The sequence below is a fragment of the Sorangium sp. So ce1036 genome (assembly GCF_051369805.1).
Lineage (GTDB): Bacteria > Myxococcota_A > Polyangia > Polyangiales > Polyangiaceae > Sorangium > Sorangium cellulosum_F.
The window spans coordinates 7920347-7934066 of the sequence record NZ_JBBMOX010000001.1 but is presented as its reverse complement, the minus strand read 5'-3'; the positions used below and the strand labels follow the sequence as shown (position 1 = coordinate 7934066).

Annotated in this window: 10 protein-coding genes; 2 read left to right on the top strand and 8 right to left on the bottom strand. The window is 73.0% G+C overall.

Annotated elements, in window-relative coordinates; genetic code table 11:
* Nucleotides 1-26: 26 nt before the first annotated feature.
* Complete coding sequence (locus tag WMF31_RS29830; RefSeq protein WP_436606616.1) at nucleotides 27-431, bottom strand: DNA alkylation repair protein; 405 nt, start codon at nucleotides 429-431, stop codon at nucleotides 27-29.
* Nucleotides 432-434: 3 nt separating this feature from the next.
* Between WMF31_RS29830 and WMF31_RS29825 the strand changes: the two genes are divergently transcribed.
* Nucleotides 435-656 (top strand): addiction module protein, encoded by a 222-nt coding sequence (locus tag WMF31_RS29825; RefSeq protein WP_436606615.1) that lies wholly within the window; start codon nucleotides 435-437, stop codon nucleotides 654-656.
* Between the two features lie 686 nt (nucleotides 657-1342).
* Here WMF31_RS29825 and WMF31_RS29820 read toward each other — a convergent pair.
* Both WMF31_RS29820 and WMF31_RS29815 read right to left on the bottom strand, forming a co-directional pair.
* Entirely contained in the window at nucleotides 1343-2191 is an 849-nt protein-coding gene (locus WMF31_RS29820; protein WP_436605199.1) for an SDR family NAD(P)-dependent oxidoreductase, read from the bottom strand.
* Nucleotides 2167-2898 (bottom strand): hypothetical protein, encoded by a 732-nt coding sequence (locus WMF31_RS29815; RefSeq protein WP_436605198.1) that lies wholly within the window; start codon nucleotides 2896-2898, stop codon nucleotides 2167-2169. Before WMF31_RS29815 ends, WMF31_RS29820 begins: the two co-directional genes overlap by 25 nt.
* 254 nt (nucleotides 2899-3152) lie before the next feature.
* Between WMF31_RS29815 and WMF31_RS29810 the strand changes: the two genes are divergently transcribed.
* Nucleotides 3153-3680: an Hsp20/alpha crystallin family protein gene (locus tag WMF31_RS29810; protein WP_436605197.1), complete on the top strand. Its 528-nt coding sequence runs from the start codon at nucleotides 3153-3155 to the stop codon at nucleotides 3678-3680.
* A gap of 151 nt (nucleotides 3681-3831) precedes the next feature.
* On the opposite strand, the gene WMF31_RS29805 is transcribed toward WMF31_RS29810, so the two are convergent.
* The 5 genes from WMF31_RS29805 to WMF31_RS29785 all read right to left on the bottom strand — a co-directional run bounded on the left by WMF31_RS29805 (nucleotide 3832) and on the right by WMF31_RS29785 (nucleotide 13561).
* Entirely contained in the window at nucleotides 3832-4056 is a 225-nt protein-coding gene (locus WMF31_RS29805; RefSeq protein ID WP_129346291.1) for a DUF2188 domain-containing protein, read from the bottom strand.
* A gap of 536 nt (nucleotides 4057-4592) precedes the next feature.
* Complete coding sequence (locus WMF31_RS29800) at nucleotides 4593-5033, bottom strand: hypothetical protein (RefSeq protein ID WP_436605196.1); 441 nt, start codon at nucleotides 5031-5033, stop codon at nucleotides 4593-4595.
* Between the two features lie 42 nt (nucleotides 5034-5075).
* The gene (locus WMF31_RS29795) at nucleotides 5076-5666 is read right to left on the bottom strand and encodes a GTP-binding protein (protein ID WP_436605195.1); all 591 of its coding nucleotides are present in this window, start codon (nucleotides 5664-5666) and stop codon (nucleotides 5076-5078) included.
* A gap of 431 nt (nucleotides 5667-6097) precedes the next feature.
* The gene (locus WMF31_RS29790; RefSeq protein WP_436605194.1) at nucleotides 6098-7279 is read right to left on the bottom strand and encodes a hypothetical protein; all 1182 of its coding nucleotides are present in this window, start codon (nucleotides 7277-7279) and stop codon (nucleotides 6098-6100) included.
* A gap of 321 nt (nucleotides 7280-7600) precedes the next feature.
* Entirely contained in the window at nucleotides 7601-13561 is a 5961-nt protein-coding gene (locus WMF31_RS29785; RefSeq protein ID WP_436605193.1) for an AAA family ATPase, read from the bottom strand.
* Nucleotides 13562-13720: the final 159 nt, after the last annotated feature.

The following is a 13720-nucleotide window of genomic DNA, read 5'->3' as shown; positions in this document are numbered from 1 at the left end:
CCAACTACTACGCAGGGTAGTTGATGTCAATCCGGCGGCATGGCGCGGGCGCGCAACGCGGGATTGCGGATGCCGATCTCGGCGAGGCAGTGGTTCATCGACCACCGCTTCGGGCCCGGCGCCGTCTTCATCTCCGCCTCGATCTGGTCGAGCAGCGCGGGGAGATCGAGGCCGGCAGGGCGCTTCACGACGCGGTCCGTCGTCAGGCTCCAGCCAGCGCGCCCGACCAGCGCGCTCGCGGAGTCCTTCCAGCGGACACGCAGCTCCTCGACGTGGCGCGACGCCTTCACCACGTTGACGATGGACCAGTCGAGCAGCTTGGGATAGCCGATCTCCCGGACCATCGCGTCCAGCTCGTCTGCAGAGAGGACCTTCCGCTTGAACACGAGCGTCGCCAGGAGGCGGGCGTCGGGGTCCCCGGTGCGCCGAATGCCGTGCTCGCCGAGGCCCTGCAGCTTCCGCCGGAGGAGCGAGCAGACGTCGCGAAGCGCTTGATCGCGAGCCTCGACGGACCGGCGGACGAGGACGTCGAGGCTGCCTGGCTCGTCGAGGTTGAGCGACGTCTGCAGGACGTCGACCGCGGCACGGCGACGATCGAGCCCTGGGACGCTGTTCGGGAGCGGCTCGCCAGGCGTCTCCGCACGAACCGCAGGTGAGGTCGTCGTTCTCGACGACGCGGATGCTGAGCTGACCGCCGCCGCGGACGGGTACGAGCAGGAGCGAGAGGGCCTCGGTGACGATCTGTTGGCCGAGGCCGATCGCGTACTGAATGCGATCGCGGCGAGCCCGACCACATGGCCTCGCGTCCCGGGCAGTAAGGTCATCCGTCGGTTCCTGTTCACGCGGTTCCCGTACGTGGCGTACCTCGTCGTCCGGGACGAGCATGTCCTCGTGCTGGCGCTTGGCCACACGAGCCGAAGGCCCGGCTACTGGCGGAGCCGACTTGAATGGTGAGCGGGAGCGACCGCTGCTGCCCAAATGAGGCCCTTTCGGCGGGGCGCCGCCGCCGGCTCAACCGACGTCTTCGCATGAAGCGCCAGCACATCGACGAGGCATTGGCAGCCTGGGAGAGCGGAAGGCCTCTGTTCGCCGGCCGGGCAATCTACGAACACCTGCGGAGGGAGCATCGGCCCCTCTGGGCGGCCGATGTTCTGGAGGCCTTCCGCGGCTATTCGGAAGATGGGAAGTTGCCCCGGATCAGCAGAAGAACCGCCATGGCGCCAACGACGCCAAGAAGAGAGGGGAACGGTTGTCCCTCCATCTTCCCCTTCTACTTCCCTGGTTTCTTGGCGCCCTTGGCGTCACGGCGGTTCGCCTCTCGACCCGACTTCCCGCAGCAGCGCTAGAGCCCGAGCATGGCGCGCAGCGCCCGCGTGGCCTCGTCCGCGGCGACGTTCACCGGGCCGACGACGGCCGCGTCCGCGCCGAACGTGGTGCGCAGCGGTCGCTGGCCGTGCGGCATCTCGAGGAGCTTCAGCAGCACGTCCGCGAGCTCCTCCGGGGCGGGGCCCGTCAGGGTCTTGGCGTGCGCGAGCGTGGCGCTCGCCCTCCCGCCGAGCGCCCCGTACTCGGCGGCGCGCGCCTCGTCGTCGTTCAGCCACATGTTGTTGAAGACCTTCGTCTGGACCAGGCCCGGCTGCAGGATCACGACGTCGATCCCGAACGAGCCGAGCTCCTGCTTGTACCCCTCGGCGATCATCTCCATCGCGGCCTTGGCCGCGGAGTAATGCACGGTGGTCGGCAAGATGATGCGCCCTGACAGGCTGGACGTGAAGGCGAGCACCCCCGTCTTTCGCCGGCGCATGTGCGGCAGCACGGCGCGACAGACGCGCTGCGTCCCGAAGACGTGCGTATCGAAGAGCCGTCGCAGCTGATCGACGCTGCTGCACTCGGTCAGCCCCATCAGGCAGTTGCCCGCGTTGCTCAGGACCACATCGATCTGCCCCGCCTTCTCCACCACCGTCGCGACCGCCGCGACCACGGAGTCGTCGTCCGTCACGTCGAGCGCGACCGCCTCGATCGGGATCCCCGCGGCCGAAAGGCCGGCCACCTCGTCGCGCGCCGCCCGGTTCTTCCCCTCGGGATCGCGCATGCCCGCGAAGGCCACATAGCCGTTCCGGGCGAGCCTCTCCGCCACGCTCCGGCCGATCCCCGTGCTCGCCCCCGTCACCAGCGCCACTCTCTTTGCCATTGTCGCTCCTCGCGCTCCTCGAGCGCCGGGACCTCCCCCACGAGGTCGGTCGCCCGGTCGACGATAACACGCGACCCGATGGAGAGCGGGCGCCCATCTTCGCGGAGCGGGCGCCTCATCCGCGACTCGTCCGCTGCGCGCGCCGCCCGGCGCCCCCGGACGCTACTTGACGTGGATGTCCGGCCTGGGCGGCGTGGCCATGCCGCCGCCGATGTGGAAGCTCGGATGCGCAGGGTGTTCTGGCTCCAGGTGGCGGCGGCCGGCGACGCCGCCTGCGCGACGCCGCCGACGACGGCCCGGATGGAGTACGTCGACGAGGTCGTGCCGGAGCGATCGAGGTAATTGGTGCTGTTCGTGACGTTCGCGACGCGGGTGCCGTTCCGGTACACATCGTAGGAGATCGCGCCCGGGCTCGCCGGATCGTGCTCGTAGCCGAACATCCTCCAACCGACATAGACGCCGTCAGGCACCTTGACGGCGACCACGCCGCGGTCGAGGTCCTCCATCTGGTAATGGCCGGTCGGGGCGGCGCCGCCGCTGCCGCCGGTCCCGCCACCGCCGCTGCCGCCGGTCCCGCCACCGCCGCTCCCGCTGGAGCTGCTGCTGCTGGAGCTGGAGCTGCTGCTCCCGGAGCCGTTCGCCGTCACGCTGGCGAGCGCTGGATGCTGGCTGGGACCGCTCGCGTCCGCGCAGAACCCGAAGCTCATCGATGACAAATGGCATCGAAGTGGTGCGTTTTCGCCAGATCGGAGAATTGCAGTGCTCGGCGACGGCGTGAATTCCGGCGCGCCGCTGGGGGGGGCTGCACGGGCTCCACCCGGCGTCGAGAGTGCACCCGGGCCGCCTCGTCGCGGGCTCGGTCGCGGCTGTCCGCGCCGGGGTCGATCGCGCCCGCGGGGTCCTATTGACTTGGCGACGCGGGGCCACATGCTCGCCGCAGAAGGAGAGAAAGGAGGCCTCTATGGCGAACCTGATCCATAGAAGAGAGCGCGAGCCTGGCTCCCTTTCGCGAGGCTGGGATCCGCTCCGCACCGATCCGTTCCAGATGATGCGAGACCTGCTCCGCTGGGGCCCGTTCCGCGAGATGGAGTCCCTGGGAGGCTGGGCCGAGCGCGCGTTCACCCCGGAGATCGAGCTCAAGGAGACGAAGGACGCGTTCGTCATCTGCGCGGATCTCCCCGGCGTGGACGAGAAGGATCTCGATATCTCGGTGACCGGGAATCGAATCCAGATCAGCGGCAAGCGTGAGGAGGAGGAGAGGCGCGAGGACGACCGCTACTTCGCGTACGAGCGCAGCTACGGGAGCTTCTGCCGCGCGTTCACGCTGCCCGAGGGGGCGAACGCGGACGAGGTGACGGCCGAGCTGAAGAACGGTGTCCTGAGCGTGAGGGTCCCGAAGCGCCCGGAGGTGCAGGCGCGGCGGATCACGGTCCAGCCCGCCGGCAAGCAGCTCGAGGAGAGCAAGGGCAAGGAGAAGCGGACCGCCTGACCGCCTCGTCGGGGCGCGGCAGCGCTGGGACGCACGGGAGGCGAGGAGCGCGGCAGCGAGGCTGTCGCGCTCGTCCGCTGCCGGTCAGCGGAGTTGTCGCGCTCGTCCGCCGCAGCGCTGGCACGCGGCGCGTGTGCCAGCGCGGTCGCGCTCAGGCGGCCAGCCTGTGCTCGATCTCGACCGGCGTGAGCCGCGGGGGCTGGTGGTCGATGAGGAGCGTGCTCCCCGGGTGCCGGCGGACGAGGTCCTCCGCGATCTCGATCGCTTCGTCCTTCGTGCCGTACGGGAGCGAGCGGCTGACGTATCCCTCGGCCGCGACGATCCAGCCCCAGCCGTCGGGATCCGGCATGACATGGTACGTGAATCTCTCTGTCATGGCGTGCCCTCCTCCTCAGAAACGTGGGTCGGGGCGCGCAGACCGCAAGAGGCCGGCGCCGCGGCGCCCGGCGTGGCTCACGGCCTCACCTCAGGCTGCCGGAGCGCGTCGCCCTCGAGCTCGTCATTCAAACTGACGGTGGCTCCCTGGTGATGATCGCCGACCCCCCTGGGCATGGGTGTTCACCGTGAACCAAGCTCATCCGGTCGCGCTCGGGGCCCGACGCCCGAATCGCCCCCTCAGCGTTCACCGACGTGAACGTGGACGTCTGAGCATCCATCGCATCTCGCCTAACCTCGCGAAATTACTCGCATTGGGCCCGAGGGTAAAGTCCAATTATTTCGAGGGCTTGAGCGAGATGTGACGGATGATGAGACGTTCACGGCCACGGCTACGGCTACGGCTACATTCACGCTCCGCGACGGAGCCGCTGGGGGGCACAACCTTTTGAATTTGTACGAGTTTCAGCCCGTTCGGCGGTGCAGCGCCGCGGCGGAAGGCCTCCCGGCGGCGAGCCGTCCGCGCCCTGCGCCGGATCAGCGGCGGCGCAGCCGCCTGAACGTCCGGCCGAGCGCGTACGCCGCGCCGCGGGGCAGCGCGCCATAGGGCGGCGTCGGCGTCGGGCGCGCCGGCGGGGTCGACCCCGGGCCAGGAGCGCTCTCCCGGGCGCGCCTCGCGGCCTCGTCCCTCGCCTGCGAGAGCGCCGCCTCGGCCGCCGCCACCCGCTCCTCGAGCCAGGCGAGGCGGGCTCGCGCCGTCGCGAGCTCCTGCGCGGGCGCGTGAGGGCGCCTGCGCCAGAGCCGCGCGAGCGCCCGGCCGAGGTGGTACATGCTCCGGCTGAACAGCCGGGGTGCGCGGGGGCCGAGGTTCGCCTCCGCCTCGAGGCGGATCTGCTCCTCGCGCACGCGGTGCAGCCGCTCCTCGAGCTCGTCGATGTTGAACCGCACCACCTCGAGCTCGCTGCGGTACCTGGACATGGCCCCGCGTGTCGTACACGAGCCGGGCTGCGCGCGAAAGCCCTACCGGCTCCCGCGCTCCAGCTCCTTGAGGGCGAGCTTCGCGATCTCCCTCAGGGTATCGAATACCCCGCGGCCGCTCGCCGCCGCGGCCTCGAACTCGGGAGCTCCGCCCGGGTTGAGGAGCTCGCGGAGCTCGGTGACCCCCGCGATCCCGTCGAGATCGCGCTTGTTGTACTGGATCACGAGCGGCAGCCGCCCCGGCGAACGGCCCTCGTCGCGCAGGTTGTCCCAGAGGTCGGCCATCGACTCCAGGTTCGCGTCGAGCCGGGCGCGCTGCGAGTCCGCCACGAACACGATCCCGTCGAGCCCCTTCAGGATCAGCTTGCGGCTCGCCTTGTAGAAGATCTGCCCCGGCACGGTATATAGCTGCAGCCGTGTCCGGAAGCCGGACAGCGCCCCGAGATCGATCGGCAGGAAATCGAAGAACAGCGTGCGATCGCTCTCGGTCTTGAGCGAGATGAGCCGCCCTTTGGCGCTCGCCACGGTGCGGTCGTACACGTACTGAACGTTCGTGGTCTTCCCGCAGAGGCCGGGGCCGTAATAGACGATCTTGCAATAAATCTCTCGGGTCGCGTAGTTGATGAACGCCATCGGCGTGCTCCTTCAGAGTCCGCGCTCAAGGGACGGCGAACGCCGGTCCCGCGATGAACGAGACGGCGAACGCCGGTCCCGCGATGAACGAGACGGCGAACGCCGGTCCCGCGATGAACGAGACGGCGAACGCCGAGCCCGCGATGAACGAGACGGCGAACGCCGGTCCCGCGATGAACGAGACGGCGAACGCCCGTCCCGCGATGAACGAGACGGCGAACGCCCGTCCCGCGATGAACGAGACGGCGAACGCCCGTCCCGCCTCGACAAGCCACCTCGCCGGCGTGCGGCTCGTCGCCAGCGCCCCCGGCGCCGGCGGCGGACGCGACCCGCGGAGGGCCCTCGCGCCTACGCCTACGCCCCCGCGGCGTGCCGCGCGCGGCCGGCGCCGATCGGGCCGGCCGCGGCGGGCGACGTCGCGCCCGGGGCGATCAGCAGGCGGCGTCCGCGATCGCGTGGAGGGCGGCCACGAACCCTTCCAGGGAGGCGTCGCGCGCGTCGCTGTGCTTCACCAGCCGCTCGTTCACCGCGATGAGCTCCGCGACATCCCGGCTCGCGTCCGCGCCCGGCGCGCGCCGGAGCTCGTGCACCGCGCGGCTCACCCGCGAGGGCGGGTCGAGGCACGCCAGCGCCGAGAGCGCCGCCATCGCGCCCGCCTGATGGCCCACCGCGAGCGCCTCCCGCGCCATCCCGAGCAGGACCTGCGCGAACGCGACCTGGATCGCCTCCAGGAACCCGCGCGAGACCTCCTTGCCGCCCTGGCCCGCCTCGCTCCACGCGAGCGTGACGAGCTCGCCTATCTCCGAGAAGGCGCGCCTCGACATCAGCGCCGTGAGCGTCTCCAGGCCGTGCCGGTCCCAGGCCGCCCGCGTCGCCAGCTGGCGCGAGAGCCAGGAGAGCACCGCATACGAGTCGCCCCCTGCCCGGATCGCCCCGAGCGCGATGTCGAGCAGCGCGGCCCTGGCCACGCCGTGCGCCTCGAGCCACCCGAGCAGGTTGGCCCGCTCTGCCCCCCTCGGCGTCCGGCGCGCCTTCTCGAGGATCGCGTCCCGGAGCGCCGCGGGGAAACGGCGGATATCCGCGCTCCAGTCCTCCTCCGAGCTCCGCGCGCGCTCCATCGCAAGCGCCGCCAGCGCGCCGTCATCGATCGACAGCACCCCGGCCCGCCGCGCCGCGAGGATCCTCGCGATCGGCAGATCGCGCAGCGCCGGGCGCTCGGCGTCCAGGCCGTCGAGCTCGTCCCCGTCGAGGAGCGGCGCCGGCCCCCGGTAAACCCCGGGCGAGAACACGAACCCCGAGGCCCACGCGACCGGCTCACGCCGGCAGCGCGCGAGCACGCGCTCGTAGATCCCCGCCGGCACCTTCCCGCGCACGAGATCCGAGAGCTCGATCCACTCCTCCTCCTCGAGCGAGAGGCGCGGTACGCCGAGCACCTCGTGCTGGAAGTGCGCGGGATCCCTGATCGCGAGCCGCGCGAGCTGCTGGATCACCGGGCCGCTGAAGCCGCTCTCGCACCGCGCCCTCCAGCGCAGGAGATCGGACGCCCCGAGCTCCTCGATGTGCTCCGTCAGGAAAGCGTGATCGTCCGGCTCCAGCGCCGGTTGGCGAAGCACGTGAAAGAAAGCGACGGGACGGGCACGGCCCCGGTGCGCGCGCACCAGGGCATCGATCTCCGCCTTTCGCATGGCGCGACCTCATCATCCCATGTCCCACGAGGGACCAGGGGACCCTTCGAGTCCATCGTCGCCTTGCGCACGCGCGGCCCGTCATGACTCGGCGGTCGGTGGAATGACGGATCCTGTTCCTGACCGGTGTGCAGAGGATAGCGCCCACGCGCCCGCTGTCAACCACGTGCCCACGCCTCCGGCGCTCCACCACTGCTTTCTCTGCCTCCTCTGCCTCCTCTGCCTCCTCTGCTTCCGCGACTCCCTGGCTCACGCGGCCGCTTCATCCCGTCCATCGCCGCCATCACGTGCCTCGCCCGGCGGCTCCTGCCCTCGCGCCGCGGCGCGCGGCGAGAGCGGCAGCGCGACGGTGAAGGTCGAGCCTCTGCCGATCTCGCTCGCCACGCTCACCCGCCCTCCGTGCGCCTCCACGATGGTGCGCGTGATGTAGAGTCCGAGCCCCAGCCCGCCGTAATGGCGCGACGACACGCCGCGGCGGTACCGCTCGAAGAGCTGCGCCTGCACCTCGGCGGAGATGCCGATGCCGCGGTCCGTCACCGCGAGGCGGGCGGTCGCTCCTCCTTCCTCCGCTTCCCTCGCTTCCCGCGTGATGACCACTTCGATGGGCTTGCCGCCGCCGAACTTGATCGCGTTGGTCAGGAGGTTGGTCACGACCTGCTCGAGGCGGTGCGCGTCCCACAGGCCGACGACCGGCTCGGGCGCTCGCACCGAGAGCGCGCAGCCCGCCTGCGCGAGCTGATCGCCGAGGTACGCGGCGACCTCCCCCACGACGGCGCGCAAGTCGATCTCGGTCCGGTCGAGCTCGAGGCGCCCCGCCTGGATGCGGGAGACGTCGAGGAGCATGTCGACGAACGTGGTGAGGCGCTTGATCTGCCGCCGGCAGAGATCGACGGCCGAGCGCGTCCGCTCGACGTCCGGCGCGCCGCCCGCGAGCTTCTTCGCCAGCGATTGAACGGCGAGCTGCAGGCTGGTCACGGGCGTCCGGAGCTCGTGCGAGGCGACGGAGAGGAAATCGTCCCGCAGGCGGACGGCCTCCTCCGCCTCGGCGCGCGCCCGCCGCTCGTCGGCGAGCAGCCGATCCCGCTGCTGCTCCGCGCGCACGCGCGTGGTGATGTCGCGAAAGCTCCAGACCCGCCCGACGACGCGGCCGTTCAGGCGCTGAGGCCGGGAATAACGCTCGACGACCCGACCGTCCTTGAACGCGAAGACATCGACGCTGCTCGCCTCGGGCCTCTCATAGAGGCTCTCGACCTTGCGCAGGAACCGCTCGGGCTCCGCGAGCTGCTCTAGGCGGCACTCGAGCATCAGGCGGTCGTCGCGGGAGGCGAGCACGTGGTCGGGGATACGCCATACCTCCACGAACCTGCGGTTATACCGCACGACCCGGCCCGCCAGATCGACGACCAGGATGCCGTCCGCCGTCGACTCGAGCGTGGCCTCGAGCAGGGAGTGGGAGCGCCGCAGCATCTCCTCGGCGCGCTTCCGCTCCGTGACGTCGGTGGAGATGCCGCACAGCGCGTGAGGCTCGCCGCGCGGGGCGCGCAGCGGGAACTTGAGCGTGAGATACACGTGCACGCCGTCGGCCAGCGGGACCTCCTCGTCGAACGCGACGGCCCGGTCCTCCCGCAGGACGACGAGATCGTTCTCGCGCATCGTGTCGGCGAGCGCCGTCGCGAAGAGCTCATGGTCGGTCTTGCCGAGGATCTCCTCGGCCCCCACGTGGAAGAGCTCCTGGAAGCGGCGGTTGATGAGCAGGTAGCGCCCCTCCGCGTCCTTGACGAAGACGATGGTGGGCGTGTTGTCGAGGATGGATTGCAGGAGGGCCCTGCTCTCCTGCAAGCAGGCCTCCGCGCGCCGCCGCTGCGCGTTCTCCTGCTGGAGCTCGGCGTAGAGCCGCGCGTGCTGGAGCGATATCGCCGCCTGCGCGGCCAGCACGTCGAGGACGCTCGCCTGCGCGCCGGAGAAGGCGCCCGGAGACTGGTTGTTCTCGAGGTAGAGCAGGCCCACCGCCTCGCCGCCGCGCGCGATGGGCACGGCGAGCACCGATCGCGGAGGGGCGAGGGGGCGCTGGAAATACGGGTCGGCGGCGTGGCGGTGGGGCGCGGCCGCGTCGGCGATCGCGAGCGGCCTGCGGGCGCGGAGGGCCGCCACGCAGAGCGACAGGGGGACCTCGTGCGGCGCCGCGCCGCGGCCTGCGGGGCCGAAGGCGTCCGCGCCCTCGCCGCTCGCCGCCGCCAGGATCAGGCCCTGCGGCGACGTGAGGAGGAGGCAGCCGCGCTGCGCGCCCGCGTGCGCGAGGGCCACGGACAGGAGGCGGGCGTGCAGGTCGCTGGAGACGAGCGCGCTCGATATCTCCTGCGAGGCCCTGAGGATGCCGCACGCGTCGAGGCGCCCGGCCGCGCCCGGCCCGGAGCACGGGCGCCTCATGAGCCGAGGGTGCTGCTGGACCAGGGCGAGCACCTTCGCCTGCGCCCCCCACGCCTCGTAGGCGTCGCGCGCCTGCTCGAGGTAGGCGTCCGCCGCCGCCGCGGCGCCGCGGCGGCGATGGAAGCGGGCGCAGCGCTCGCTGGCGATCGCCTCGACATGGACGAACCCGCCCGCGTTGGCCGCGGTGAGGGCCTCCTCGTACGCGCGCTCCGCGGCCCGCTCGTCGCCGGAGAGCCGGGCGAGCTCCGCGGAGACCAGGGCGGCCTGGTGTGCGAAATTCGCCGGGCAAGCCGCGGCCAGCGGCTCGAGGTGCGAAAGGTGCGCTCGCACGGCGGCGAGCCCCTCGGGCGGGAGCGCCGGCGCCTGGCCGGAGGCGAGCGCGAGGGCGGCGTAGAAGTGGTACTCGGGCACCTCGAGCAGGCAGGGCGAGGCGGGCGCGACGTGCGTCGCCTGCCTCGCCGCCTGGGCAGCCCGCTCCGGGTCGCCCCAGAGCACGCGGACCCGGAGCTCGTCCACCCAGGCGTGAAAGCGCGCGGCCGGGGACCGTCGCTGCCGCGGGGCGTGCTCCCCGCACGCGGCGAGGGCGGCCGAGGGGTCGCGCAGCCGCTCGATCAGCCGCTCCTGGTGGCCGAGCGCCTCCTCGACGAGCCGGTTGCCGGCGCGCCTGGCGAACGCGGCGCGCCGGGCCGCCTCCTCGGCCACGTCGTCGAGGTGGTCGCCGGCGAACAGCCGGAACGTGACGAGCTGATGGCCGAAGTAGCTCGCGAAGTGGCGGCAGCCGAGGGAGTCCGCCGCCGCCAGCTCGCGCCGGAGCAGCTCGAGGCAGCGCCGGACCGGCCACCGCAGGTAGCCGAGCAGCGCGGCGAACACGAAGCCCGCCCTGGCCCTGCCGGCGGCGTGCTCCTCGCGCTGCGCGAGCCGGTACCCGGCCTCTCCGAAGGCGAACGCGTCCCCGTAACCCCGGTGCCGATCGGCCAGGCCGAGCCCGAACGTCGCATACGCGGCCGCGGAGCTGCTCGTGTTCCCGTGCGCGAGCGAGAGGCGCACGGCCGCGCTGCCGGCGAGGTGGAAGAGGTCCCGGTCGGTCGCGAAGGCCGGCGTGAACAGGGTGGCGGCGAGATCGCACGCGGCCCGGGCGTCCGGATCGGTCATGGGCGGCAGGTCGGCCAGGGCGGCGATGGGGCGACCCTCGAGGCGCGCCAGGGTCGCGGCCATGGCGGCGTCGACCGCGGCGGCGTCCGGGTGGCGCGGCAGGTCCACCCCGCACCGGCGCAGGCCCGCGAGGCAGGTCTCGACGGCGGCCGCCATCGCGCCGTCGGCGGTCTGGATCGCGGCGAGCATCACGCAGAGGGAGCCGACCTCCGAGGGCGCGCGCTCGGCTCCGGCGCGCGCGAGCAGCGCGCGGCCGGCGCGCTCCGCGGCGGCGACGTCGCCCATCAGGAAGCGGCCCTGGACGAGCGCGACCTCGAGCGCGAAGGCGAGCTCGCGGCGCGACACGGCGCCGTCGCCCCGGAGCAGGTCGAGCCCCGCGGCGCAGCGCGCGACGGCCGCGTCGTGGTCGAGCATGGCCAGGGCCCCCCGGGCCGCCCGGAGCTCGAGGTCGGCGATGCGCGCCCGCTCCTCCGGCGACGTCACGCACGAGGCGCCGCGGTCGAGGTGGCGCACGATCTCGAAGAGCCGGGCGTCGAGGCGCTCGGGCGGCGTGCCGCGGAGCAAGGCGCGCCCGATGGCGAGGTGCGCCTCGGGCCGCCGCGCGGCGGGCGTGAGATCGTCGGCCACCTGCCGGATGCGGTCGTGCAGGAACCGGACGTCCCTCTCCGTCCGCACGACGAGCTGTTGCGCGAAGGCGTCGGCCAGGCGCTCGATGACGGCGCCCTCCGGGCAATCCAGGAGGATCGCCAGGGTCGCCGGATCCGCGGCCTCGCCGTGGCACGCGAGCAGCCGCAGCGCCTCCCGCGTCGCCGGGCGGAGCGCGCCGAGGACCGCGGCGATGAGCCCGGCGAGGTCCTCCGGGCCGCGGCTCGCCTGGATCGCCGCGAGAGCCCACCGGAAAGCCCGGGTGGCCGGGCAGAAGCGGATCAGGCCGTCCCGGTGGAGCGAGCCCACGAGCTGCCCGATGAACAGCGGGTTGCCCCCCGTCCGGTCGGTGAGGAGCGCGGCGAGCGGCGCGACCTCCTCCTGGCAGCAGCGCAGCGAGTCGGCCAGCCAGCACGTCACGGTCTGGGCGGGCAGCGGGGCGATCGCGATCTTGCTCACGGCGACGCCGTGCCGGTCGAGCCGGTGGAGCATCCGGTGCACGCCGTGGGAATCGGCGGCCTCGGGGCCCGTCCACGCGCCGAGGAGCAGCGTGTGGCGGACGTCGGGATCGGTCACCCAGCTCTCGATCATCCGCAGGGTGCCGGCGTCGGCCCACTGGAGATCGTCCAGGAAGACGACGAGCGGCCTCCCCGGCCGCGCCATCGCGCCGAGGAGCCGGTTCACGGTGAGCAGGACCCGGCACGCGGCGTCCTGGAGCGGCAGCTCGGGCACCGGCGCCTCCCGGTCGACGATCCGCGCGAGCGCCGGGACCAGGCGGGAGAGCAGCGGGGCGTTCTGGCCGAGGGCGTCCGGGAGGCGGTCCGTGAGCTCCGCGAGCGACGCCCCGCCCTCCGCGAGCGCCTTCGAGAGCGCGCCGTCGAGCGCCCGGAGGAGCGCGCCGCACGGGACGCCGCGCGGGGCGGCGTCGCAGCGGCCCTCCGCGAAGCGCGCCGCGCGCCCGCCGGCGACCTCGCGCAGGCGCCGGACGAGGCTCGTCTTGCCGATCCCGGGCGGGCCGGAGAGCAGCACGACCTCGGTCCGGCCGTCGCACGAGGCCCGCGCGAGCGCGCCCTCCAGCCGCGTGAGCTCGTCGTACCGGCCGTAGACGCCGGCGCAGAGCCGCAGCGGGGGCGGCACGTCCGCCTGGCCCAGCGGGAACGGCGCGATCCGGCCCTCGGTCCTGTGCGCCTCGAGGCACCGGGCGAGGTCGTGGCGGAGGCCGGCGGCGCTCTGGTAGCGATCCTCGGGCAGCTTCTCGAGCAGCTTCAGGACGATCTCGGCCACGGGCGGGGGCAGCTCCGGGACGAACGCGAGCGGCGACGGCGGCGCGACCGCGAGGTGGGCGTGGATCCAGCCGAGCTGGTCGCTCGCCGCGAACGGCAGCCGCCCCGTGAGGAGCTCGAACAGGATCACGCCGAGGGAGTAGAGGTCCGACCGGTGATCCACCGACAGGCCGATCCGACCCGCCTGCTCGAGCGACAGGTACGGCCACGCGCAGGGCGAGGTGCGCGCCGGCGCGGCGCCGCGGGCGCTCGTCGAGACGGACGCGGGCCCGAACCCGGTGAGCTTGATCTGGCCGCCCGGCAGGAGCATCACGCGGCGCGGGGTGAGGCCGAGGTGGACGACCTGCCGCCCGTGGATCGTCGCGAGGGCCTCGGCGATGCGGATGGCGAGCGCGAGGAACCGGCCGAGCTCCAGGGGGGCGCCGGTGAGGCGGGCGAGCGGCGTCGCTCCGTCGTCCTGGAAGACGAGCGCCGGCCGTCCATCGAGCGCGTCGAGCCGCAGCGCCGCCACGGCCACGTCGCCGCCGACCAGCCGGGTCGCCTCCAGCTCGCGCCGCAGCGCCTCGAGCTCGACCGTCGACGGGCGGGCGGCCTTCGAGACCTTGACGAGGACGCCCGGCCCGGTCCGCTCGTGCGCGCGGAGGAGCGTGAAGTCCGTGTCTTCCTCCAGCACCTCCTCGACGAGGTATTCTGACGTCTGCATGGCTCCGGCGCGCCGCGCGCAGCAGACGGCCTCGGGATGCGGTCTCGATCCAGAGCGCCGGGCGCGGCGACCGGGGAGCAGGATCCGTACCGGAGCCGATGAGCCCGTCGCGCGGCCCGCGGCGGGCTCATCGCCGGCCAGCGCGCGGCGGCGCGCGGC

Bases quoted from the DNA above. Each gene is read 5' to 3' on its own strand.
- WMF31_RS29795 (WP_436605195.1), bottom strand. From the start codon at position 5,666: ATGGCGTTCATCAACTACGCGACCCGAGAGATTTATTGCAAGATCGTC.
- WMF31_RS29800 (WP_436605196.1), bottom strand. From the start codon at position 5,033: ATGTCCAGGTACCGCAGCGAGCTCGAGGTGGTGCGGTTCAACATCGAC.
- WMF31_RS29820 (WP_436605199.1), bottom strand. From the start codon at position 2,191: ATGGCAAAGAGAGTGGCGCTGGTGACGGGGGCGAGCACGGGGATCGGC.
- WMF31_RS29815 (WP_436605198.1), bottom strand. From the start codon at position 2,898: ATGAGCTTCGGGTTCTGCGCGGACGCGAGCGGTCCCAGCCAGCATCCA.
- WMF31_RS29810 (WP_436605197.1), top strand. From the start codon at position 3,153: ATGGCGAACCTGATCCATAGAAGAGAGCGCGAGCCTGGCTCCCTTTCG.
- WMF31_RS29785 (WP_436605193.1), bottom strand. From the start codon at position 13,561: ATGCAGACGTCAGAATACCTCGTCGAGGAGGTGCTGGAGGAAGACACG.
- WMF31_RS29805 (WP_129346291.1), bottom strand. From the start codon at position 4,056: ATGACAGAGAGATTCACGTACCATGTCATGCCGGATCCCGACGGCTGG.